We start from the raw sequence: 21,963 nt of genomic DNA, 5'->3' as shown, positions 1-21,963 counted from the left end.
GATTCTCTCGCCCGTCCCACTGCGCAGAGTCGAACGTCCCATGCCGCGGCTGAGCTTCATCACGACGATTCGCTCGACCGTGCGGGCACGATGATGACCGGCGCATTGATGTTCAGCAGGATGTCCTGGACCACGGATCCGAGTCCGTGCCCGCTTCGATGCCCCCGGCCCGCACCGACCACGAGCAGCGCGGCGTTCCGTGAAGCATCGAGCAATGCCTCCGCCGGCGGCCGTGCGGACTGCCTGGTCCGCGGCGTGGTCTCCGGGGCAAGTCGCTCCATGAGTGCCCGCGCCTGCTCCATCGCGGTGGGCCGGGTGTCCGCAGGAGCGGGAACGAATCCGGAGAACGACGAGTGCACGAGGTGAAGAGGCTCACCGGTGCGGCTCGCCTCCTCCGATGCGACACGGATGACGGATTCGAGCAGGTCGTCATTCTTCACGCCCGCGATGATCCCGGATCTGAAACGCAGGTCCACTTGCGGGATCACGGCGACCGGGCACCGTACGGCCGCCGCGATCCTGAGCCCCGTGGTTCCGAAGACACGGCTGTGGATGAACCCCGTCTTGCCCGTGCTGATGACGAGGACGTCGTCATCATCCACGAAGCGTGCCAGTTCCTCGGCCACCGACCCCGGGGGGAGCACGGCATCGATCCTCGTCGCCGGGTTCAGCCGGTCTCGAGCAGCATCGTCTCCCGCCGTCACGTGCACATGGACGACGGGCACCCCGGCCTCGGCACCGCGAGAATCGGCCCAGGTGGTGGCAGCGTCTTCGGCATCGGTTCCTTTGAGTCCCAGGACATATCGAGCGGGCATCGGCGGGCCATCCTCTCTCGGGCGGATTGTCATCGTCCGGTCGCAGCGGCCCGGGGTGAAGAGTCGAAGGTCCCATGCGTATGCCTTCGGGAGTATTCTCGGCACCAACTGCCGCGGAAGGTGTGGGTGATGACCGAAGAGGAACTTCGATTCCCCGACCAGCGCCGCTCCGAGCTGGAGAGCACGATCGGTGAACTCGTGGATCGAGCTCACCGTGTGCTCAAGGCTCAGGGGCGTCTGAGAAGTCTGCTGCGCGCAAGCCAGATGGTGGTGGAGGACCTCGAGCTCGGACAGGTTCTCCGTCACATCGCCGAAGCGGCGTTGGAGCTGGTGGACGCAGAGTTCGGGGCCCTCGGCGTGATCGACCGTGCAGGCGGTCTGGAGCAGTTCATCCACGTGGGGATGCCGGATGAGGTGGCCGCACGGATCGGTCATCTTCCGGAAGGGCACGGAATCCTGGGCGCCGTCATCGAGAGCGAGCACCCGATCCGATTGGATGATCTCCGCGCCGATCCACGCTCGGTGGGCTTTCCTGCGCATCATCCGGCCATGCGGACCTTCCTCGGGGTTCCGATCCGGGTGAGGGGCGAGATCTTCGGGAATCTGTATCTCACCAACCGTGCCGGCGGGGCGTTCACGGCTGAGGACGAGGAACTGGTGCTCGCGCTTGCGACGACAGCCGGGATCGCGATCGACAATGCCCGCCGCTACGAGCAATCCCGACGTCTTCAGCGCCTCAGCCGAGCGCTTGCCGAGATCTCCGCCGCGCTGCTCGCTCCGGACGCCGGCGATGTGTTCGGCGTCGTGGCGGAGAAGGTCGCCAGCGTGATCGATGCCGATCTGGTGATGATCGCGGCTCCGGCGCGCGGCGGAGGGCGGTACCGTGTGCAGACAGCTCGTGGAGTCGGCGCCGAGCGGATCGAGGGCACGGACATCCCGGACGGCGACTCGCTGATCTCGCAAGCGAGGAAGGGCGCGAGCGTCATCTCACAAGCGGACCCGGCTGAGGCACCGTCGTTCGAGGGACATGTCTCCGGAGGATCGTCGATCGCCGTCCCCCTTCTGGTCGCGGGAACGCCCGCGGGAGTGCTGTGCGTGGTCAGGCACGCTGCAGATCCACGATTCTCGCCAGAGGATCTGTCGATGCTCTCGGAGTTCGCCGCGCAAGCCGGGATCGCCGTTGCGCTCGCGCGGGCGCGCGCTGACCGTCAGCGCCTCGACCTGGTCGAGGAGCGTGCCCGTATCGCACGAGATCTTCATGACAACGTCATACAGCGGCTCTTCGGAACCGGGCTGGGCCTGCAGGCCCTCGCCGCCGCGGTCCCCGCTCATGCGGCGACCATCTCTGCCCATGTCGGCGAGATCGATGCGGCCATCTCCGACTTCCGCACCGCGATCTTCGCGCTCCAGACCGGCGATCCCGAATCGGTCCGTCACCGGCTGTTGGACGTGGTGACCGAGTTCACTCCGTCGCTCGCCCAGGCTCCGCGGCTGTCGTTCTCCGGGCCCGTCGATCTGCTCGTCACCCAGGCGCTCGGCGATGACGTCGTCGCGGTGGTCCGTGAGTCGCTCAGCAACGTCGCACGTCATGCCCACGCCACGACGGCCGAGGTCAACGTCTCGGTGACCGAGTCCCACGTCACGGTCGTCGTCGACGACGACGGAGTGGGAATGCCCACGGAGCCCGTTCGTCTCAGCGGCACGGCGAATCTCGAGATGCGCGCGAGGGCGCGCGGTGGCGCATCGTCCATCTCGGTACGGGACGAAGGCGGAACACGGGTCCACTGGCGCGCACCGCTGGAGACCGAGACAGCGGTCTCACCATGATCCGGGTGTTTCTCGTCGACGATCACAGCGTCGTTCGTCGCGGGATCGCGCAGATCCTGGATGCCGAAGACGGATTCGAGGTGGTCGGAGAATCGGGCGCGGTGCGCGGCACGCTGGGAAGAGTCGCCGCGACCAGACCGGATGTCGTCATCCTGGACATCCGCCTCCCCGACGGCAGCGGCGTGGATCTCTGTCGGAGCATCCGATCGGAGTCCCCTGGCATCCGCTGCCTGATGCTGACGGCGTTCGATGATGACGCTGCCAGTGCCGCCTCGGTGCTTGCGGGGGCTTCGGGCTACGTGCTGAAGACGATTCGAGGGACTTCTCTCATCGATGCGATCCACCAGGTCGCGAGCGGGGCAGACGTGATGCCGCAGGCGGTCACGGATCGGGTCCGAGCCGGTCTCTCTGATCGAGCATCGCGCGTCCCCGCGCGGGAGGAGCCTCTGACGTTGCGTGAGCGCCAGATCCTGCAGCTCATCTCTGAGGGACTCACCAACCGTCAGATCGGTGACCGCCTCGGCCTGGCCGAGAAGACGGTCAAGAACTACGTGTCGGGTCTTCTCGCGAAGCTCGGCATGCAGCGACGCACGCAAGCGGCCGTCTACGGCGCCGCAGGTCGAGCCGGCGCCGCAGGTTGATCCGGCGCCGCGCTCGATCATGACGGCACGTGAGCAACCGACCCTGCGCGCGTGATCATCTCGCGGTTCGTGGTGCCGTCGTCGCGGACCGGCACGGCTGCGGCGGGGTTGCACGGGACGTTCGTCCCTGACGACACCGGCAACAGCGTGGAGCATTCTTCTCCGGGGAGAATCCACGACAACCAGAGGAGCATCATGACCGACTCGATCTTCGCCGGGCCCGCATCGCCGGCTCTCCGTGTCAGCATCGTCTTCGAGTCGTTCTTCGGGAACACCCATGCCGTCGCCGAGGCGATCGCCGACGGCATGCGGGAGCACCTCCCCATCGTTCCCGCACCTGTCCGCGTGAGCGAGGCACTGTCCTCAGCCGCGTGTGACGTGCTGGTGCTCGGAGCGCCCACCCATGCGCACTCGTTGAGTCGATCCAGTTCGCGGCGAGAGGCCGAGGCCTGGGCGAAGGACGTCGGGAAGCACCTGACCCTCGAGCGCGAGAGCCTCGGAACCGGTATCCGGGAGTGGCTTCAGACCGAACCGACACCGGCGTGGGGCTATGCGTCGTTCGACACTCGGGTCGATATGCCGAAGATCTTCACCGGCTCCGCCGCGGCCACGATCAGCCGACAGCTCCGGAAGCGGGGGATTCGCGAGCTCGTCGGTCCGGAGAGCTTCCTCGTCGACAAGGACAGCCGTCTGATTCCCGGTGAGCTGGAACGGGCTCGGGCATGGGGCGCCGCGCTTGCGCGTGCGGTTGCCTCGGTGCTCCCTGCGGGCGGTCGTGAGCCACGATGACGACCACCGCGATACGACTGGGGGCAGCGGCGCTGAGATTCCTCGGGGCTGCTGACACCGTGACGGGCTCCCGCTATCTGATCACCACATCGTCCGCACGGATACTGGTCGATTGCGGACTCTTCCAGGGAGACAAGGTGCTTCGTGAACGGAACCGCTCGCCGTTCGCGGTTCCTCCCGAACCGATCGACGCCGTCGTCCTGACGCACGCGCACCTGGACCACTCCGGTTACCTCCCTGCGCTCGTCGGAGCGGGTTTCCGGGGCCGCGTGCACGCGAGCGAAGGCGCGTCGTCCTCCACATAGAGGAGAGAGCTGCGTCGTCCACCTGGGAGGGCATTGGTGGAGCTCATCATCGGATCGCCTCCGTCTTCGAGTGATCAGCGTACGCTCCTCCGGATTCGACGCACGGGCCGTCGCAGGAGGCAACGGCAGCGGGAGGACCTTCGGCCCGCGGGGGAGGTCCTCGCGGAGTCAGACTTCACAGACCAACCAATCCCGTCGAGGAGGAATGATGCGAGCAGCAGTCGTGACAGAGTTCGGTGCGCAGGCGCAGGTGGAGGAGCGTGCTGTCCCGCAGCCCGGCCCCGGGCAGGTGCTGGTCCGCCTGGAGACGTGCGGACTGTGTCACACCGATATCCACGCGATGCGCGGGGACTGGCCTGTCAAAGCACATCTCCCGCTGGTCCCCGGGCACGAAGGCGTGGGGATCGTGGAGCAACTCGGCGACGGCGTCACCAACCGCAGCATCGGGCAGCGCGTCGCGATGCCCTGGCTCGGCTACGCGTGTGGGGAGTGCCGGTACTGCGTGGACGGTCGGGAGAACCTCTGCGAGGAGCAGTACAACAACGGCTACGCGGTCGACGGCGGCTACGCCGAGTACATGCTGTCCGATTCGCGATTCGCCGTCCCCGTCCCGGACGGGATCACCGCGATGGACGCCGCGCCGCTCACGTGCGCGGGTGTCACGACGTACGCGGCCGTGAAGAATGCGCGTGTCACTCCGGGGGAGACGGTCGCGGTGTTCGGCATCGGAGGGCTCGGACATCTCGCTGTGCAGTATGCACGTCTGGTCGGGGCCAAAGTCATCGCCGTGGATGTGACCGTTGACAAGCTCGAGCTGGCGAAGGAACTGGGGGCAGACCACGTCGTCAACGCCGCCGACACGGACCCCGTCGCCGCGATCGGAGCGCTCGGCGGCGCAGACGTGGTCATCGTGCTCGCCGTAGCGCCCAGCGTGTTCCACCAGGCGTTCGCTTCGCTGAATCGCGGAGGCAGACTGATCCTCGTGTCGCTGCCCGCCGGAGGGGAGCTGACGGTGCCGATCTTCGACACGGTGCTGAAAGGCATCAGCATCATCGGCTCCATCGTCGGCACCCGACAGGATCTCGCCGAGGTCTTCTCCCTGCACGCGGCAGGACGCACCAAGGTCGTCACAGAACCCAGAGAACTGGGTCAGATCAACACGTCCGTCGACGAAGTGCTCGCCGGGAGTGTCCCGGCTCGTCTCGTCTTCCAGTACCACACCGCCGACGTCGTGCCGGTCCGAGGCGGGTCCTCCGCGTCGCGGTGACCGGCGCGTGGCCGCGAAGGGACGCGATGAGAGTGCCGGCGGTGGGACTCGAACCCACACGCCCTTTCGGACAAAGCATTTTGAGTGCTCCGCGTCTGCCATTCCGCCACGCCGGCTCGTGTGTCGCGTCTACGACCTTATCGCAGGCAGGCGATCGTCGACCCCGCGGCGCGGTGCGTGGCCGCTCGTGGGAGGCACTCGACTAGGATGGGGCTGTGACCGAGGAAGAAATGGCAGAACAGCCCACGGCATCCGCCCCGCGACGCGTCGTCGTCGCCGAAGACGAATCGCTGATCCGTCTCGACATCGTCGAGATCCTCCGCGACAACGGATTCGACGTCGTCGGAGAGGCCGGTGACGGTGAGACGGCCGTCGCACTCGCCACGGAGCTGCGCCCGGACCTCGTCATCATGGACGTGAAGATGCCCCAGCTCGACGGCATCAGCGCCGCCGAGAAGCTCCACAAGGGCAACATCGCCCCCGTCGTGCTGCTCACCGCATTCAGCCAGAAGGAGCTCGTCGAGCGGGCGAGCGAAGCCGGCGCGCTGGCCTATGTCGTCAAGCCGTTCACTCCGAACGACCTGCTTCCCGCGATCGAGATCGCGCTGGCCCGCCACGAGCAGATCATCACGCTCGAGGCCGAGGTCGCCGACATGGTCGAGCGTTTCGAGACCCGCAAGCTCGTCGATCGGGCCAAGGGTCTGCTCAACGAGAAGATGGGCCTGAGCGAGCCAGAGGCGTTCCGCTGGATCCAGAAGGCATCGATGGATCGTCGCCTGACGATGCAGGATGTCGCCAAGGCGATCATCGAGCAGCTCGCGCCCAAGAAATAGTGGATCGTCTCGACGCGGCACACACGCTGCGTCCGGTCGGCATCGGCGACGGCGCGCTCCTCGCACGCGCCTATCTCCGCAATCGCGCGCACCTGGCACCCTGGGAGCCGCTGCGCGATGACGACTTCTTCAGCGAGGCCTGGCATGAGCGGGACATCGCCCACTACGTCGAGGATGCCTCACGAGGTCGCAACGTCCGGTTCGTGATCACGTCGGACGACGGCGAGATCCGCGGGCGGGTGAACTTGAACAACATCGTGCGCGGAGCGTTCTGCAGTGCCGACCTCGGCTACTGGGTCGACAGCATCGCGCAGGGGCGGGGAGTGGCCACGCGCGCGGTGGAGTGGGTGCTGCGTCACGCGCAGGAGGCACTGTCGCTGCATCGGGTGCAAGCGGCCACGCTGGTGCACAACGTCGCGTCGCAGCGCGTGCTCGACGCGAACGGCTTCGAGCGGATCGGCCTCGCCCCGCGGTATCTGCGGATCGCCGGCGCATGGCAGGACCACGTGCTGTTCCAGCGTCTGCTGGAGGAGCAGGTCACTGTGCGGGCGGAGCGTCCTTGATCATGTTCGTGATGCGGATCGTGGAGCAGCGCCTGCCCTGATCGTCGGTCACCACGATCTCATGCACCGTGATGCTGCGGCCGAGATGCACGGGCGTGCAGACACCGGTGACCACGCCAGAGGTGGCGGATCGGGTATGCGTCGCATTGATGTCGACACCGACCGCGAGACGGCCGGGCCCGGCGTGCAGGTTTGCGGCCATCGACCCGAGCGACTCTCCGAGCACGACGTAGGCGCCGCCGTGCATGAGCCCCACCGGCTGCGTGTTGCCCTCCACCGGAAGCGTCGCTACGCAGCGCTCGAGGCTGAACTCGAGGAACTCCATGCCCATCTTCTGGGCCAGAGCACCCATTCCGCGGGCGGTGGCCCAGTCGAGTCCTTCGCTCGTGGCGACATCGCTCATGAATCCTCCTCAGCGGGTGTCTGTCGTCCTCGTTAGGCTGACAGGGTGACGGACTCCGCAAAGCCTACCCTCATGGTCGTCGACGGCCATTCGCTCGCCTATCGTGCCTTCTTCGCCCTTCCGGTGGAGAACTTCACGACGAAGGACAACCAGCACACGAACGCCATCTACGGTTTCCTGTCGATGCTGGTGAACCTGATCAAGGCAGAGCAGCCCACCCACCTCGCGATCGCGTTCGACACCTCTCGCCACTCGTTCCGCACCGATGTGTACCCCGAGTACAAGGCGACCCGTTCGGAGACACCCCAGGAGTTCCGCGGACAGATCCCGCTGCTCCAGGACTGCCTCGCCGCGATGTCGATCCCGGTGCTCACGAAGGAGGGCATCGAGGCAGACGACATCCTCGCGACGCTCGCCTCCCAGGGGGCGCAGCAGGGCTACGACGTGCTCGTCGTCTCCGGAGACCGCGACACGATCCAGCTCGTGACCGACGACGTCACGCTGCTCTACCCCTCGGTGCAGGGCGTCTCCCAGTTGAAGCGATACGACCCCGTCACGGTCCAGGAGCGCTACGGCGTGCGCCCAGAGCAGTACCCCGACATCGCCGCCCTCGTCGGCGAGACCAGCGACAACCTCCCCGGCGTGCCGAAGGTCGGCGAGAAGACCGCGGTGAAGTGGCTGACGCAGTTCGGCTCGCTCGACGACCTGCTCGAGCGTGCGGAGGAGATCAAGGGCGTGGTCGGCGGCAATCTGCGCGAGCATATGGACGATGTCCGTCGCAACCGTCAGCTCAACCGGCTGCTGACGGATGTCGAGCTTCCGGTCGCGCCCGACGATCTCGCCGTCACCCCGATCGATGCGCAGGCGGTGCGCGACATCTTCGCGCGGCTCGAGTTCCGTACCCTGTTGCCCCGCGTGTTCGAGGCCGTGGGCGCGGGCGAGGTCGCGGACGACCCGGCCTCTGTGGTCGTGCTTCCCGAACCCGTTCAGACGACTCCCGCGGAGTTCGTCGCGTGGGCCGACGCGCAGCAGCAGGAGCTCGCGGTCCGCCTCGTGACGCAGGGCGGTGCCCCTGTGCGTCTCGGAGCCTCGTCGGCCACCGAGCTGCGCGAAGTCGACTGGACCGCGGAGGGTGGCGACACGCTGCGCGCGTGGCTCGAGTCGGACAGCCCCAAGGTGCTCCACGACGCGAAGCCCCAGGTCAAGGCGCTGCTGCGCCAGGGCGTCCGGTTGGGAGGTCTCGCCTACGACACCAGCCTGGCGGGCTGGCTGCTGCGCCCGAGCTTCCCCGACAAGACGCTCGGCGATCTGGTCGAGCGCTACCTGGGCGAGAAGCTCCCCGAGGCCGACCCTTCGCAGCTCGTCCCCGAGACGGAAGGCGCAACGCCGTCTCAGGAGGCCTGGTTCGCTCGCCGGGTGGCCGAGGCGCTGCGGGAGGACATCCCGGAGCCGGTGGCGAAGGTGCTCGTCGACATCGAGCTCCCCACCCTGCTGACCCTGGCCGACATGGAGGTCGCCGGTGTGGCGGTCTCGCATGACGTGCTGTCGACGTTCTCGGGCGAGCTCGCCACACGTGCGGAGGGCATCGCCCAGGAGGCGTTCACGTTGGTCGGACGTGAGTTCAACCTCGGATCGCCCAAGCAGCTGCAGGAGGTGCTGTTCGAAGACCTCCAATTGCCCAAGACGCGCAAGACCAAGACCGGGTACTCGACGGATGCCGCGGTGCTCGCCGACCTGCAGGAGACGAACCCGCATCCCTTCCTGAACCTGCTGCTGCAGCACCGGGAGGCGACGAAGCTCCGCCAGATCATCGAGTCGCTCGACACCGCGATCGGCGACGACCACCGCGTGCACACCACATATGTGCAGACCGGCAGCCAGACCGGGCGCTTGTCCAGCACCGATCCGAACCTCCAGAACATCCCGGTGCGCACCGAGGAGTCGCGCCGCATCCGCAGCGCGTTCGAGGTGGGGGAGGGCTACGAGTCGCTGCTCACCGCCGACTACTCGCAGATCGAGATGCGCATCATGGCGCACCTCTCGGGCGACGAAGGCCTCATCGAGGCGTTCAACAGCGGCGAGGACCTGCACCGGTTCGTCGGTGCCCGCGTGTTCGGCGTGGAGCCGAGTGAGGTCACCCCGGCCATGCGCACCAAGGTCAAGGCGATGTCGTACGGCCTCGTCTACGGTCTGTCGGCGTTCGGCCTGTCCAAGCAGCTGCGCATCGAGCAGTCCGAGGCCAAGCAACTGATGGTGGAGTACTTCGCGCGGTTCGGTGCGGTGCGCGACTATCTGCGCGCCTCGGTCATGAAGGCCAAGGAGGTCGGCTATACCGAGACGATCTTCGGCCGTCGACGTCCGTTCCCCGACCTCTCCAGTCCCAACCGCGTGCTGCGGGAGAACGCCGAACGCGCGGCATTGAACGCCCCCATCCAGGGCAGCGCTGCCGACATCATGAAGATCGCGCTGCTCCACATCCATGAGGACCTCCGAAGCGAAGGCCTGGGATCCCGTGCGTTGCTGCAGATCCACGACGAACTCGTGGTCGAGGTCGCACCGGGGGAGTGGGACGCCGCCGAGCGCATCGTCCGTGCCCGCATGGGCGATGCGGCGCAGCTCACTGTTCCGCTCGACGTGCAGGTCGGTCGTGGCCGCGATTGGAACGAGGCTGCGCACTGAACGCTGCCATCGTCACTGAGCAGCGGCCGATGGAGTGAGTTCCGGGGCCGCGAACGGAGGTCTGCGGCCGCGGGAGTGACGGGGATAGGCTGAAAGGTATGACTTCAACCCCCCGCACTCCCTCTGCCATCGACAAGGTCGCCGATGAATGGGTCGACACCATCGCGGTGCTCGCACCGACGCTCGGCACCTACATCGGACGCACGGAGGCGAACGACCGCTTCGGCGATCTGAGCCCGGAAGGGCACGACGAGGTCGCCGCGGCGACGCGCAAGACCCTCCAGCAGCTCGATGCGCTCGAGCCCGTCGACGCGATCGACGAGGTCACGAAGGCGGACCTCACCTCGGAGTTGCGGCTCGACCTCGAGTTCCACGACGCCCAGTGGCACCTGCGCGACCTGAACGTGATCGCCTCAGCGGCGCAGGACGTACGTGCGGCCTTCGACCTCATGCCGACGGCGAGCGTGGACGATTGGGCGGTCATCGCGACGCGTCTCGCGGCCGTGCCCGATGCGTTGCGCGGCTACACCGAGACGCTCCGCGCCGGCATCGCCGCAGGTGTCACGCCGGCACGCCGTCAGGTCACCGAGGTCGCCACCCAGATCGACCGCTACACGGCCGACGACGGCTTCTTCGCCGCGTTCGTCGCCGAGGGCGGTCCTGAGGAGGGGCAGCTGCCCGCATCCCTCGCTCGCACCCTCGCTGACAACTCGGCCGCCGCGCGTGTCGCCTACGACGGGCTGCGCCGTTTCCTGGCCGAGGAGCTGGCGCCCGCGGCGAGCGAGGTCGATGCCGTGGGGCGCGAGCTCTACGCGCTCAATTCCCGCCGCTTCCTCGGCGCGACGATCGATCTCGACGAGACCTATGAGTGGGGCCGGGAAGAGCTCGCCCGTATGGTGGCGGAGCAGACTGCGATCGCGAACGAGATCCTTCCCGGCGCCTCGGTCGAAGAGGCCGTCGCGCACCTCGAGGCCGACCCGGCGCGCAAGCTGGTGGGGACGGAGGCGCTGCAGCGCTGGATGCAGGAGACCAGCGACCGTGCGGTGGCGGAACTGGGCGCCTCGCACTTCGACATCCCGGAAGCGATCCGCACACTCGAGTGCATGATCGCCCCGACGCAGGAGGGCGGGATCTACTACACCGGGCCGACCGACGATTTCTCCCGTCCAGGGCGCATGTGGTGGTCCGTACCCGAGGGTGTGACGGAGTTCGACACCTGGCGCGAGCTCACGACCGTCTACCACGAGGGGGTGCCGGGCCATCACCTGCAGATCGCGCAGGCGGTGCACAACCGCGCCGAACTCAACTCCTGGCGACGTCTGCTCGCCGGAACGTCGGGCCACGCCGAGGGCTGGGCGCTCTACGCCGAGCGACTGATGCAGCAGCTCGGGTATCTCGACGACCCGGCAGACCGGCTCGGGATGCTCGACGGGCAGCGCATGCGTGCCGCTCGCGTCGTACTCGACATCGGCGTGCACCTCGGCAAGCCCCGCCTCGACGGAACAGGGGTGTGGGATGCGGAGTACGCACTCGACTTCATGCGCAAGAACGTCAACATGTCGGACCAGTTCGTGCAGTTCGAGGTGAACCGCTACCTCGGCTGGCCCGGGCAGGCGCCGTCGTACAAGGTCGGTCAGCGCATCTGGGAGCAGGTTCGCGACGCGGTGCAGGAGTCGCAGGGCGACGCGTTCTCGTTCAAGGACTTCCACAAGCGCGCCCTCGACCTCGGCGGCGTCGGCCTCGACACGCTGCGCACAGCCCTCCTTCCGCGCTGACGGGAATGCCCGCCGGAACCCCGGTGTTCATTCACCTGAATAGGAAGGGCTGACATGGCTATCGAATTCGGGCTGGACACGTTCGGCGACATCACCCGCGACGCGGACGGAGAGCTCCTCACCGGCGCGCAGACGATCCGCAACATCGTGGCGCAGGCAGAGCTCGCGGACTCCGTGGGTGTGGACTTCTTCGGCGTGGGGGAGCACCACCGCTCCGAGTTCGCTGTCTCGGCCCCGGAGATGGTGCTCGCAGCGATCGCCGCACGCACGGAGCACATCCGATTGGGCACAGCGGTCACAGTGCTGTCCTCCGATGACCCGGTGCGCGTGTTCGAGCGGTTCTCCACCTTGGATGCCATCTCGAACGGGCGGGCGGAGGTCGTGCTCGGTCGCGGCTCCTTCATCGAGTCGTTCCCGCTGTTCGGGTACGACCTGCGGGACTACGACGCCCTGTTCGAGCAGAAGCTCGAGCTCTTCGTCGAGCTCCTCAAGGAAGAGCCGGTGACCTGGTCCGGCACGATGCGTGCATCGCTCGACAATGCGAACGTGTTCCCGAAGACCGAGAAGGGCCTGCGCACGTGGGTCGGCGTCGGCGGAAGTCCCGAGTCGGTCGTCCGCGTCGCCCGTCACGGGCTGGGCTTGATGCTCGCGATCATCGGCGGTTCGGCGGCCCGTTTCCGCCCCTTCGTCGACCTGTACCACCGCTCGGTCGCGTCGTTCGGAACCACTGAGCATCCGATCTCGGTGCACTCGCCCGGACACATCGCCGACACGGACGCCGAGGCCTGGGACGCCGCATACTCCGGGTTCGAGGCGATGAACAACACCATCGGCCGCGAGCGCGGGTGGCCGGCATACAGCCGCGCACGGTTCCAGAACGACATCGGCCCCGAAGGCGCGATCTATTCCGGTTCTCCTGATCGTGTCGCGGCCAAGATCGCCGAGACCGTCACCACTCTGGGCCTCGGTCGCTTCGACCTGAAGTACGCGACCGGAACCCTGTCGCACGAGGCGATGATGCGCAGCATCGAGCTGTACGGCACCGAGGTGATCCCGCGCGTCCGGGCGCTGCTCGCCAAGGAGTCCTGAGCGCGCGCCACGGTCGTCCTCGTCACCCTACGATGTAGAGCATGCCCTCCGAGGATCTGCCGAGCCGTGCGTCGCTCGCAGCGCGTCTTGACGACCTGCCCTTCACCCGGCGACACCTTCGACTGCTGAGCGGATCAGGGGTGGGCTGGGCGCTGGATGCGATGGATGTCGGTCTCATCTCCTTCATCCTCGCCGCGCTCACGCAGCAGTGGGATCTGACGAAGGGGGAGGCCGGCTGGATCGCCTCGGTGGGCTTCATCGGGATGGCGTTGGGCGCGACGCTCGGCGGTCTGCTCGCTGACCGCTTCGGGCGCCGTCAGGTGTTCGCGCTGACATTGCTCATCTACGGCGTCGCGACCGGTGCGAGTGCGCTCGTCGGCGGGATCGCGGCCCTCCTCGTGCTGCGGTTCCTCGTCGGTCTCGGCCTCGGCGCCGAGCTGCCCGTCGCGTCGACGTATGTGAGCGAGTTCGCGCCCGCGCGCATCCGCGGACGGCTGATCGTGATCCTCGAGGCGTTCTGGGCGGTCGGGTGGACGGCTGCCGCACTGATCGGCTTCTTCGTGATCCCGGCGTCCGATGACGGATGGCGCTGGGCGTTCGCGCTCGGGGCGATCCCGGCGGTCTATGCGCTGATCGTGCGGTGGGGGCTTCCCGAGTCGCCGCGCTGGCTCGCCTCCCGCGGGCGCGTCGCCGAGGCCGAACGGATCGTGTCCGCCTTCGAGGTCGATGCCGGTGTGCTCCGCGGGCCGGCGATCCGGAAAGAGCCGCCTTCCCGCGCCATGGCCGTGACGGTTCGGGCGCGGCTGGCGACGCTGTGGAACGCCGAGTTCCATGTACGGACGCTCTGCCTGTGGGCCGTCTGGCTGTGCGTGAACTTCGCGTATTACGGAGCATTCATCTGGATCCCCAGCATCCTCGTCGATGCCGGCTTCGATCTGGTGCGCTCCTTCGGTTTCACGCTGATCATCACGCTCGCTCAGCTTCCCGGCTACGCGGTCGCCGCGTGGCTGATCGAAGTATGGGGGAGACGCTCGACGTTGTCGGTGTTCCTCGTGGGCGCCGCAGTCTCTGCGGTGTTCTTCGGTACTGCGACGACGGAGCCGGCGATCATCGGAGCCGGCATGGCGCTGTCGTTCTTCACGCTGGGAGCCTGGGGCGCCCTGTACGCCGTCACTCCGGAGATCTACCCGACGTCGTTGCGCGGAACCGGAGCGGGCTGGGCGGCAGGCATCGGCCGGATCGCCTCGATCATCGCGCCTCTCGCCGTACCGGTGCTGCTGATCGCCGGAGGAGCCCCGCTCCTCTTCGTGATCTTCGGCGCCTGCTTCCTGGTCGCTGCCGCCGCTGCCTGGGGCCTCACCGATCGTCGTGGCATGACGTTGGACGACCGGTGAGCGCCGGCTCCGAGGTCGCTGCGACGGGAATAGGCTGGTCCGATGGCTGATGTGCGCTTCGTTGCGATTGGGGACTCATTCACCGAGGGCGTCGGCGACGAGCTGCCCGACGGTCACGTACGGGGGTGGGCGGACCTCGCGGCCCAGGGATGGGCGAATGTTCGAGGGCAGAGCATCGAGTATGCCAACCTCGCCATACGCGGGAAGCTCATCTGGCCGATCATCGAACAACAGCTGGAGCCTGCCCTCGCTCTCCAGCCGACCTTTCTCGCGTTCAACGGCGGCGGAAATGACATTCTCCGACCGCGCGCCGATGTGGAGCACATCGCCGACGCGTTCAGCAGGGTTCTGCGTCGATGCGATGAGCAGGGTGTCAGGCTGATCCTTCTCTCCGGAGCGAACCCCAGCGCGCAGCTCCCGCTCGGAGACGTCTTCCAGAAGCGCGGCGACCTGCTCTCAGCGGCCGTGCTGCGTCGGGTCGATGACCGCCCCGACGTCGTGCGTGCTCTCAACTGGCCGGATCGGACGTTGAGTCAGCCCGAGTTCTGGTCGGAGGACCGCTTGCACATGAACTCGGCCGGACACCACAGAGTGGCGGCGCGCGTGCTCGAAGGTCTGGGCATGGATCCCGACCCGGCGTGGTGGTCGCCCTCGGGTCCTGCGGCCGCCGGAGTCGCCGGCCTCGCTTACTACCGGCAGTTCGTCGGACCGTGGATCAAGCGCCGACTGACAGGAACGTCATCCGGCGACGGCCGAATGCCGAAGTACCCCTCATGGACCGAGATCGCGCCCACGGTGTGACGACCGGCTGTCCAGGACCCAACGCGGAAGCGTCGAAGAACACCTCTGGCTCTTCCTGATCGCCCTCGCCACGCTCGCGGCACTCGGCGGCGGAGCCGGTTCGTCCGCGGCCCTCACTGGAGGATCTACGTTGCTAGCGTTCGTGCACCGCAGCCTGCCTGCCATCTCGCCCCCTGACCAGAGAGTCGCCTCTCACCGCAGGGGGAAGTCATCGGCTGCCCACATCTGCTTCTCGTCGACGGCACCATCGGGCACGCGGACGTCATACCGGGAACCCCACCAGCTCGAGCTCTTCGCCCTCGTGTTGATGAAGCCCTGTCCGTCAACCGTCGAGTACCGGATCGTGACGGAGACGCCGTCCGGGCTATGCACGTCGAGTTCTCTCGCGCCCCACTGATCGGTGGTGACGGACTCGGTGGCCCACCCCGACGACTGCAACGTCTCGGCGATGCCGGTGAAGTCCGGTTCTTCGGCGGCTTTGAACACGAACCTCGCATCGAGCGCGTAGCAGTCCGCTGCTTGCGTCACCCACGGACACGTGCCCGACACGGTGCCTGATTGCGCGCCGGTCCAGTCAGTGGCAGAAATGAGGCCGCGCACCTCAGAGAGGGCTTCCTGCATGGTCGTATACCGCTGCTGATCGAGCTCGTCGCGGGCGCTGCCGCCCCTGGCCGCCGCGACCGCCTGGGTGTCGCCGTCCGCGTCGGTCGCCGACACGCCCAGCTGCACACCGACCACACAGATCACGATCAGCGCGGCCGGAATCGCAACCGCCGCCACCCAGGCGACGATCACACCCGCACGGCTCGGACGGCTGGGCGCTCTCCCTGCGCGTGCCCTGTTCGACAGTGCGATCGAGCTGGCGACGACAGCGATCCACGCGATCGTTCCTGCGAGCATCCCACCGACCATCAGCATCAGCTCGATGGCAGATGGGAGCCTCTCCCCGGTTAATGAGTTCGCGATCGACGGCAGCGGGGAGCTGTCCGTGATGCCGGGCATCGCGGCACCCACGCAGGTCCACCCCCACCAGATGACGAACAGGAGCGGGACGGTCGTCAAGGGGGCACTTCGGTAGCCGCGCTTGCGGAGCAGGAAGCGGGGGAGTGAGCCGAGCAACGCGAACGCGGGGACGATCAGCACGGCCCCGTAGATGAGCAGCAGGCTCTCCCAGCCACCGTTACCGGACAGCCCGTGAAGGCAGACGAACGCGGGTACGATCCAGTTCATCCACGGCCAGATCACCCACGTGAAGCGAGCGATCGGCGGCTCGACATGTGGCGAGGCGTGCGTGTGTGTCTTTGTTGCCAGCGATGGCTCGGTCATGACTGTCCTCGGGTACTCGTCCCATACAGCACGAGCGGGACGTGGAGTCGGTCGGGAGCTACAGGCATGATGCCGAGGCTATGCCGGCCGGCCGTCGGAAAGGCGTAGGCGGGCAGGCGCGCCACCCCGACCCACCCCTTCGAGGGGTCATGATCTTCGCGACGATAGGGCACGTGCATGGCCGGCGACGCAGGCCCACCCTGCCTGAAAGGCAGGGGCGTGATCGACGGATGGGTCACGCCGCTTCCAGTTCGTCGATGCGGAAGAGGCGCCAGGTCCGCGCGCCGACGAGCAGAGAGAGGAATGCGATCACGGCGGGGACGACGAGCCACGCCCACCCGCCCGACCAGCCGATACCGAAACTCTCGTCGTCGGAGAATGCGGTGACCGGAACGAAGAAGAACACGGCATCTGCGCTCATCGGCGCCGCGGAGTCCACTGCCGCCAGCATGCCACCCACGAACATGCCGAACATGATCCAGTAGGTCAACAGCGCCGCACCGGCGATCAGCGCGCCGATCGACCAGAGAGGGCGTGGTTTCCCGCCCTCGGCATAGCGTCCGGCGAGGGTTCGCGGCGATCCGAGGTCTTCCAGCACGGCGTCCAACGACCGCATGTCCGCGTCGATCTCGTCGCGCAGCGTGCGGATGATGCGTTTGCGTTCGGCTCGGGGCACCAGCCCTTCGAGATGCCATTCGAGGCGCTGCAGATAGAGCGACGCGCGGAGTCCCGCTGATCGAGTCGCGGTTTCGGTGCGTGACATGACTACCCCTTCTCGGGCTCGAGCGTCTTGTTGACGGCTGCGGCGGTCTGCTCCCACTGCGCCCGTGCAATGGCCAGCGCGTCGACGCCGGCATCCGTGAGCGCGAAGTACTTGCGCGGTGGCCCGCTGGGTGACGGCTTCGACGTCGTCGTGACGAGTCCGTCGCGCTCCAGGCGGTTCAGCACGGGATAGACCAATCCCGTGCTCACCTCTACGCCGAGGGCCACCACTCGTTCGACCAGCTCGTAGCCGTACGACTCGCGCTGCTGAATCAGTCGCAGCGAGAGGAGCGGCAGTACGGCGCGGATGAACTGCGCGTCCTGCCGTGCCTGTATGCGTGACATGCTAGTAGTGAAACATTAATAGTGCTGTCCGTCAATCCGTCCTCCCCGCATCGACACAGGGGAATCGGCATCGTCGAGGACGAGCGAAGATTGATGCATGTCTGAAGAAGCGTCGCCGTGACCGATATCGAGATGGCCCCTATCGGCGGAGGCGAGATCATGTTGCATGATGCGCGCGCGAGGACGCGCCGAGCCGTGACCCTCCGGCCGTTCCAGATCGGCGTGTACGCGGTGACAGAGGAGCAGCTGGCAGAGGTGCTGGGCATTGCCTCACGGCATCCGCGACGCCCGGCCGCGGACGTGAGCTGGTTGCGCGCCGTGCACTTCTGCAATGCGGCGTCGGAGTGGGAGGGGCTGGACCCTGTCTATCTCTTCGACGGCGAGGACGTGGCCTGGGATGTGACGGCGGACGGGTACCGGCTGCCCACGGAGGCCGAGTGGGAGTTCGCCTGCCGGGCGGGCTCGACCGGTCCTCACTACGCGCCTCTCGCCGATGCGGCGTGGACCAGCGCCGATGGGACGGCGACTCCCCAGAACGTCGGGGGGAAGCTGCCGAACCTGAACGGTCTGTTCGACACCCTCGGCAACGTCTGGGAGTGGTGCTGGGATCTGCTCGATCCCGCCCGATACGACGAGTACCGGGTGTTCCGTGGCGGCGGTTTCGCAGACGACGCCTGGAGCGTGCGCGCGTCGGTACGGCGCGGGGGAGCGCCACGCATGCATCACGAGGACGTCGGGCTACGCCTGGCGCGAGGAGAGTTCGACACTCCAGGCGAAGCGCAGGGCTGGTCCGCTCTCGCTGACCGGGAACGCGCGGCGGCAGGAGACGGCCCCACTCCGACAGGATGGACGCCGCGCGGTCGCTGACGCTGCTTCTTTTGCCTCCGGATGCGCCGGGATGCCAGGCTGGATGACATGACCTCTCCGTTCTCGCTCATCGTCTCCCAGGGCCGTGTGGCCGATCGCACCGACGGAGCACTCGTCGGCGCCAGACGGACGGCAGAGGCCCTTTCGACGCTCCTGCACCTCACCCCGACCGTCGTCGGCACGCCGTCCGCGGCGGCCACGGATGACTGGTCGGTCGCACTGCCGGCGGCCGAGGCGACCTTGACGGGGCTACGCGATGCGGTGCGCGGAGCGATCGACGCCGGAGACATCCCGCTGCTGGCGACGAACACCTGCGCGGCGAGCCTGGGAACGCTGCCGACGGTGGCCGAGAGGCACCCGGATGCCTTTGTGCTCTGGATCGACGCACATGGCGACTTCAACACTCCGGAGTCCACGGACTCCGGATATCTCGGCGGCATGGTGCTCGCGGCCGCCTGCGGGCTGTGGAACAGCGGACACGGCGCCGGTCTGAACCCGCACCAGGTCGTCGTGGTCGGCGGACGGGACATCGATCCGGTCGAGGGTGAACTGCTCTCGAGCTCGGGAGTCACGGTGGTGTCGCCAGCGGAGAGCACCCCTGAGCGCATCACCGAGCTGGTCGCCGGTCGCCCCGTCTGGATCCACGTGGACTGGGATGTGCTCGAGCCCGGCTACATCCCCGCGGCTTATCGTGTGGGGGCCGGTCTGCTGCCCCACCAGATCGCGGCGATCTTCGCGGCGATTCCCGCAGATGCGGTGCGGGGTGTCGAGCTCGCCGAGTTCGAAGCCGGCGATGAAGAGGTACCGGAGCGGGTGAGCGTCGAGCTCATCCTCGAGACCTTCCAGCATCTGCTGCGCTGAATGCGCCCTCCGCCCCGCGGCGTGGACGATATCAGCGGCGTCGTTCGGGATCGAGTCCTATCCGGATGCGGGTGCGCTTCCGCTCGATGAGGATGAAGATCACGCCGACGATCCACAGTGGCACGGGCATCAGGAAGGCGAGCCGGAACGCATCGAGCGAGTAGGTCTCCGGTGTGCCCGCGCCCTGAAGGTCGAGCGCCAAGCCGATCAGGAAGATCGCGATCAGAGCGGCGATGAAGCCGCCCGCGTTCGTCACACCGGTGGCCGTGCTGAGCCGGTGCGAGGGGTTGTGCGTGCGGGCGTGGTCGAAGGCGATCATCGACGCCGGTCCACCGGTCGCGAGCGCCACCGCCAGTACGTAGAGCAACCACAGCGGCGCCGGCTCGGGGAGCGCTATCACCAGGAGCCACGCCGTCATCTGCACGCCCACTGCGGGGAGCACGAGCGCGAGCGAGCGGTGGTTGGGCAACCGCCGCGAGAGATCTCCGATCACCGGACCGAGTGCCATGCCTGCAACGACATACACCGAGACGATCCCGGCCGCGTGGGCAGTATCGAGGCCCTGGGCGGCCGTCAGGAAGGGCATTCCCCACAGCAGTACGAACGCCGTGCCGGCGAACGGGGTCGTGAAGTGCGACCAGAACGCGAGACGTGTGCCGGGGTGCGCCCACGCGGCCCTGATTCCGACGCCGGTGTCGATCGCCGAGGTGACGACACGGATGACTCCGGTGTCGGTGTTCACCGTGACATCCGCGCCGCGTTCGGCCGGGTGATTGCGGATGACCACGGCGACGAGGATCGTGAAGAGCACACCGAGACCGGCGATGCTGCCGAAGGTGATGCTCCAGCTGGTCGCGTGCAACAGGGCGGCGAGCGGGACCAGCGCGATGAGCTGACCGGTCTGCCCGAGGATTCCGGTGAACTGCACCATCAGCGGTCCGCGCTGCGCGGGGAACCAGGTCGCCACAAGTCGCAGCACGGCCGGGAAGATCGCCGCATCACCGGCCCCGAGCAGGATTCGCGCGAACACCGCGATGCCGATGCTCGGTGACAGGGCCATGGTCAGCTGTCCCGCCGCCATCAGCAGCATGCCGACGGTCATGATCGGACGAGAGCCGAAGCGATCCAGGAGCACGCCGATCGGGATCTGCATCCCTCCGTACACGGCGAGCTGCACGACCGCGAACAGAGCGAGCGTGGACGCATCCGCCTGGAAACGATCAGCAGCGTCGACACCGACAGCTCCGAGCGAGGTTCGGTTCGTGATCGCGAGGATGTAGGCGGCGACGCCGACCGACCAGATCACCCATGCCCGCCACCCCGGAGTCGAGACGGGGGAGAGGGGGACACGCTGCACCCCTCCACGCTACTCCTCATAGTCTCGAGTGCCGGGCCCGAGACGGAGAACGGTGCCCCGCGACAGCATGTCGCGGGGCACCGTGTCAGAGGCGACGAGATTCAGCCGGCACAGAGCGTGCTGAGCGCCGTCGACGACTCCTGAACGTCAGCCATGATCGTGCTCATCTCGGATGCCGCAGCGGTGTCCTGGTCGATCAGGACCTTCGAGAGCACGTCGCGGAGAGCGCCGAAGTCGTCGTAGACGTCGCCCACGGCAGCCTTGACCTCCGGGTTGCCCACTGAGTCAGCGGCAGCGCCGATCGCGTCGACCGTCTTGCTGAACGCGTCGACGGTGCCCTGCGGGTCGGCTGCTGCTGCCGAGACGTCGAGCGACGACAGCTCCTGAGATGCGGCCTGCACCTTTGCGCCGGCCTCCGTGCAGGCGTCGGCGACACTCTGGTCGGTGTTCTGCGACGTGGAGCTGTCACTCTTGTCCGTTGCGCTCGGCGAACCCGAGCAGGCGGTGAGGCCGAGGACGGCGACAGCGGCGATGGTGAATGCGGCAATACGACGGTTCATGAAAAATCCCCCTTCATGGGCGCTGTCGATCGACAGCGTCTTCTGTACAAACGGGAGCCAGTCAATCACATCCGGGTGTCGTCATGGGGTCGGCAGGCGCCGGCCCCCTCGCATCCGCGGTGAAGACGGCGGACCTAGAGTGGAAGTGGGGGACGTCGCATCGGCGACAGGGGATGACGGGCCGGCCTTAGGGGAGTGGGTGGATGATGTCTGAGGTCGACACGCGCGCGGCGGATCTGAGCGGGCCCGACGCGGCCGTCGTGAGCGCGCTCGCGAGTACGTATCTGCTCCAGACCGAGCAGGAGAAGCGGGCGCACGGCGTCACAGCCGCACCGGACGGCCCCCTTCCCGCGATCTATCAGCGGGAGGTCGGCGACCCCGCAGCCGCGTACACCGGGTACCGCGTGTTCCTCGCCCAGATGGGTGGGCAGCCCGCCGGGGTGGTGGTCGTGGGCGGGGCCCAGGGAGCATCCGAGATCAAGCGCCTGTGGGCGGAGCCACGAGCTCGCGGACGAGGGGTCGGTCGAGCATTGCTGGCAGCGGCGATCGATTCGTCGGAGGGGCCGCTGAGGCTCACCGTGTGGCGGTGGCGTGCTCCCGCGATCCGCCTCTACGAGGAGTTCGGCTTCATCCGTGTCCCGTCGTGGGATGCCCGCCCCGGACTGGTGTGCATGGTGAGAAACGCTGCACCTTCCCCCTGATCC

At 67.5% G+C, this 21,963-nt stretch carries 21 protein-coding genes, 1 tRNA gene and 1 pseudogene; 15 read left to right on the top strand and 8 right to left on the bottom strand.

All coding sequences use genetic code 11. The features are described from left to right. Positions 1 to 59: 59 nt before the first annotated feature. On the bottom strand, positions 60 to 815 hold the full coding sequence (locus tag ACIOVG_RS11985; protein WP_400873484.1) for a universal stress protein: 756 nt from the start codon (positions 813 to 815) through the stop codon (positions 60 to 62). Between the two features lie 129 nt (positions 816 to 944). Between ACIOVG_RS11985 and ACIOVG_RS11980 the strand changes: the two genes are divergently transcribed. The 5 genes and pseudogenes from ACIOVG_RS11980 (at position 945) to ACIOVG_RS11960 (ending at position 5,644) form a co-directional block, all read left to right on the top strand. After that, positions 945 to 2,642, top strand: a complete 1,698-nt coding sequence (locus ACIOVG_RS11980; protein ID WP_400873481.1) for a GAF domain-containing protein — start codon at positions 945 to 947, stop codon at positions 2,640 to 2,642. Next, positions 2,639 to 3,283, top strand: coding sequence for a response regulator (locus ACIOVG_RS11975; RefSeq protein WP_400873478.1), 645 nt, complete (start codon positions 2,639 to 2,641; stop codon positions 3,281 to 3,283). Before ACIOVG_RS11980 ends, ACIOVG_RS11975 begins: the two co-directional genes overlap by 4 nt. Before the next feature lie 51 nt (positions 3,284 to 3,334). Beyond that, positions 3,335 to 4,072: a hypothetical protein gene (locus ACIOVG_RS11970; RefSeq protein WP_400873475.1), complete on the top strand. Its 738-nt coding sequence runs from the start codon at positions 3,335 to 3,337 to the stop codon at positions 4,070 to 4,072. Continuing rightward, positions 4,069 to 4,359, top strand: a pseudogene (locus ACIOVG_RS11965) (MBL fold metallo-hydrolase); the annotation flags it as partial. The gene ACIOVG_RS11970 and the pseudogene ACIOVG_RS11965, both read left to right, overlap by 4 nt. Before the next feature lie 226 nt (positions 4,360 to 4,585). Beyond that, complete coding sequence (locus ACIOVG_RS11960; protein WP_400874768.1) at positions 4,586 to 5,644, top strand: zinc-dependent alcohol dehydrogenase; 1,059 nt, start codon at positions 4,586 to 4,588, stop codon at positions 5,642 to 5,644. Between the two features lie 33 nt (positions 5,645 to 5,677). On the opposite strand, the gene ACIOVG_RS11955 is transcribed toward ACIOVG_RS11960, so the two are convergent. Then, positions 5,678 to 5,760: transfer RNA gene (locus ACIOVG_RS11955), tRNA-Leu, on the bottom strand. 114 nt (positions 5,761 to 5,874) lie between these two features. On the opposite strand from ACIOVG_RS11955, the gene ACIOVG_RS11950 reads away from it, so the two are divergent. Beyond that, positions 5,875 to 6,477, top strand: coding sequence for an ANTAR domain-containing response regulator (locus ACIOVG_RS11950; protein WP_141873184.1), 603 nt, complete (start codon positions 5,875 to 5,877; stop codon positions 6,475 to 6,477). After that, positions 6,477 to 7,040, top strand: a complete 564-nt coding sequence (locus ACIOVG_RS11945) for a GNAT family N-acetyltransferase (protein ID WP_400873473.1) — start codon at positions 6,477 to 6,479, stop codon at positions 7,038 to 7,040. The genes ACIOVG_RS11950 and ACIOVG_RS11945 overlap by 1 nt, the downstream gene beginning before the upstream one ends. Here the strand turns inward: ACIOVG_RS11945 and ACIOVG_RS11940 are convergent. Further along, positions 7,015 to 7,443 carry a hotdog fold thioesterase gene (locus ACIOVG_RS11940; protein WP_400873470.1) on the bottom strand — a complete coding sequence of 143 codons (429 nt, stop codon included), beginning with the start codon at positions 7,441 to 7,443 and terminating at the stop codon, positions 7,015 to 7,017. The genes ACIOVG_RS11945 and ACIOVG_RS11940 overlap by 26 nt on opposite strands. A gap of 45 nt (positions 7,444 to 7,488) precedes the next feature. Here ACIOVG_RS11940 and polA point away from each other — a divergent pair, with 45 nt between their 5' ends. From polA to ACIOVG_RS11915, 5 genes are all read left to right on the top strand, one after another. After that, positions 7,489 to 10,122 carry a DNA polymerase I gene (gene polA, locus ACIOVG_RS11935; protein WP_400873467.1) on the top strand — a complete coding sequence of 878 codons (2,634 nt, stop codon included), beginning with the start codon at positions 7,489 to 7,491 and terminating at the stop codon, positions 10,120 to 10,122. A 98-nt stretch (positions 10,123 to 10,220) separates the two neighbouring features. Continuing rightward, positions 10,221 to 11,897, top strand: coding sequence for a DUF885 domain-containing protein (locus ACIOVG_RS11930; RefSeq protein WP_400873465.1), 1,677 nt, complete (start codon positions 10,221 to 10,223; stop codon positions 11,895 to 11,897). 54 nt (positions 11,898 to 11,951) lie between these two features. Further along, positions 11,952 to 12,986, top strand: coding sequence for an LLM class flavin-dependent oxidoreductase (locus tag ACIOVG_RS11925; RefSeq protein ID WP_400873462.1), 1,035 nt, complete (start codon positions 11,952 to 11,954; stop codon positions 12,984 to 12,986). Positions 12,987 to 13,027: 41 nt separating this feature from the next. Beyond that, positions 13,028 to 14,380, top strand: coding sequence for an MFS transporter (locus ACIOVG_RS11920; RefSeq protein ID WP_400873459.1), 1,353 nt, complete (start codon positions 13,028 to 13,030; stop codon positions 14,378 to 14,380). Positions 14,381 to 14,422: 42 nt separating this feature from the next. Continuing rightward, positions 14,423 to 15,181: an SGNH/GDSL hydrolase family protein gene (locus ACIOVG_RS11915; protein ID WP_247630111.1), complete on the top strand. Its 759-nt coding sequence runs from the start codon at positions 14,423 to 14,425 to the stop codon at positions 15,179 to 15,181. 192 nt (positions 15,182 to 15,373) lie between these two features. Here ACIOVG_RS11915 and ACIOVG_RS11910 read toward each other — a convergent pair whose 3' ends face one another. From ACIOVG_RS11910 to ACIOVG_RS11900, 3 genes are all read right to left on the bottom strand, one after another. Next, a complete protein-coding gene (locus tag ACIOVG_RS11910; protein WP_400873457.1) occupies positions 15,374 to 16,507 on the bottom strand; it encodes a hypothetical protein in 1,134 nt (377 codons plus the stop codon). Between the two features lie 235 nt (positions 16,508 to 16,742). Continuing rightward, entirely contained in the window at positions 16,743 to 17,270 is a 528-nt protein-coding gene (locus ACIOVG_RS11905; protein WP_400873454.1) for an HAAS signaling domain-containing protein, read from the bottom strand. A gap of 2 nt (positions 17,271 to 17,272) precedes the next feature. Beyond that, a complete protein-coding gene (locus ACIOVG_RS11900; protein WP_247630108.1) occupies positions 17,273 to 17,614 on the bottom strand; it encodes a PadR family transcriptional regulator in 342 nt (113 codons plus the stop codon). 117 nt (positions 17,615 to 17,731) lie between these two features. On the opposite strand from ACIOVG_RS11900, the gene ACIOVG_RS11895 reads away from it, so the two are divergent. Both ACIOVG_RS11895 and ACIOVG_RS11890 read left to right on the top strand, forming a co-directional pair. Next, a complete protein-coding gene (locus ACIOVG_RS11895) occupies positions 17,732 to 18,481 on the top strand; it encodes a formylglycine-generating enzyme family protein (protein WP_400873451.1) in 750 nt (249 codons plus the stop codon). A gap of 48 nt (positions 18,482 to 18,529) precedes the next feature. Further along, positions 18,530 to 19,342 carry an arginase family protein gene (locus ACIOVG_RS11890; protein ID WP_400873448.1) on the top strand — a complete coding sequence of 271 codons (813 nt, stop codon included), beginning with the start codon at positions 18,530 to 18,532 and terminating at the stop codon, positions 19,340 to 19,342. A gap of 31 nt (positions 19,343 to 19,373) precedes the next feature. Here ACIOVG_RS11890 and ACIOVG_RS11885 read toward each other — a convergent pair whose 3' ends face one another. Both ACIOVG_RS11885 and ACIOVG_RS11880 read right to left on the bottom strand, forming a co-directional pair. After that, a complete protein-coding gene (locus tag ACIOVG_RS11885) occupies positions 19,374 to 20,699 on the bottom strand; it encodes a nitrate/nitrite transporter (protein ID WP_400873445.1) in 1,326 nt (441 codons plus the stop codon). A gap of 101 nt (positions 20,700 to 20,800) precedes the next feature. Next, positions 20,801 to 21,259 carry a hypothetical protein gene (locus ACIOVG_RS11880; RefSeq protein ID WP_400873442.1) on the bottom strand — a complete coding sequence of 153 codons (459 nt, stop codon included), beginning with the start codon at positions 21,257 to 21,259 and terminating at the stop codon, positions 20,801 to 20,803. 203 nt (positions 21,260 to 21,462) lie between these two features. On the opposite strand from ACIOVG_RS11880, the gene ACIOVG_RS11875 reads away from it, so the two are divergent. Beyond that, the gene (locus ACIOVG_RS11875; protein WP_400873439.1) at positions 21,463 to 21,960 is read left to right on the top strand and encodes a GNAT family N-acetyltransferase; all 498 of its coding nucleotides are present in this window, start codon (positions 21,463 to 21,465) and stop codon (positions 21,958 to 21,960) included. The last annotated feature ends 3 nt before the right edge of the window (positions 21,961 to 21,963 follow it).

The sequence above is a fragment of the Microbacterium sp. NPDC087591 genome, assembly GCF_044743625.1.
In the GTDB taxonomy this organism is placed as follows: domain Bacteria; phylum Actinomycetota; class Actinomycetes; order Actinomycetales; family Microbacteriaceae; genus Microbacterium.
The sequence above is the reverse complement of the archived record's forward strand: the minus strand, read 5'-3'. Positions and strand labels throughout refer to the sequence as shown.

Coding starts and splice junctions, on each gene's coding strand:
- ACIOVG_RS11915 (WP_247630111.1), top strand. CDS start 14,423: ATGGCTGATGTGCGCTTCGTTGCGATTGGGGACTCATTCACCGAGGGC.
- ACIOVG_RS11890 (WP_400873448.1), top strand. CDS start 18,530: ATGACCTCTCCGTTCTCGCTCATCGTCTCCCAGGGCCGTGTGGCCGAT.
- ACIOVG_RS11875 (WP_400873439.1), top strand. CDS start 21,463: ATGATGTCTGAGGTCGACACGCGCGCGGCGGATCTGAGCGGGCCCGAC.
- ACIOVG_RS11930 (WP_400873465.1), top strand. CDS start 10,221: ATGACTTCAACCCCCCGCACTCCCTCTGCCATCGACAAGGTCGCCGAT.
- ACIOVG_RS11960 (WP_400874768.1), top strand. CDS start 4,586: ATGCGAGCAGCAGTCGTGACAGAGTTCGGTGCGCAGGCGCAGGTGGAG.
- ACIOVG_RS11940 (WP_400873470.1), bottom strand. CDS start 7,443: ATGAGCGATGTCGCCACGAGCGAAGGACTCGACTGGGCCACCGCCCGC.
- ACIOVG_RS11900 (WP_247630108.1), bottom strand. CDS start 17,614: ATGTCACGCATACAGGCACGGCAGGACGCGCAGTTCATCCGCGCCGTA.
- ACIOVG_RS11905 (WP_400873454.1), bottom strand. CDS start 17,270: ATGTCACGCACCGAAACCGCGACTCGATCAGCGGGACTCCGCGCGTCG.
- ACIOVG_RS11880 (WP_400873442.1), bottom strand. CDS start 21,259: ATGAACCGTCGTATTGCCGCATTCACCATCGCCGCTGTCGCCGTCCTC.
- ACIOVG_RS11910 (WP_400873457.1), bottom strand. CDS start 16,507: ATGACCGAGCCATCGCTGGCAACAAAGACACACACGCACGCCTCGCCA.
- ACIOVG_RS11950 (WP_141873184.1), top strand. CDS start 5,875: ATGGCAGAACAGCCCACGGCATCCGCCCCGCGACGCGTCGTCGTCGCC.
- ACIOVG_RS11920 (WP_400873459.1), top strand. CDS start 13,028: ATGCCCTCCGAGGATCTGCCGAGCCGTGCGTCGCTCGCAGCGCGTCTT.
- ACIOVG_RS11975 (WP_400873478.1), top strand. CDS start 2,639: ATGATCCGGGTGTTTCTCGTCGACGATCACAGCGTCGTTCGTCGCGGG.
- ACIOVG_RS11925 (WP_400873462.1), top strand. CDS start 11,952: ATGGCTATCGAATTCGGGCTGGACACGTTCGGCGACATCACCCGCGAC.
- ACIOVG_RS11985 (WP_400873484.1), bottom strand. CDS start 815: ATGCCCGCTCGATATGTCCTGGGACTCAAAGGAACCGATGCCGAAGAC.
- ACIOVG_RS11980 (WP_400873481.1), top strand. CDS start 945: ATGACCGAAGAGGAACTTCGATTCCCCGACCAGCGCCGCTCCGAGCTG.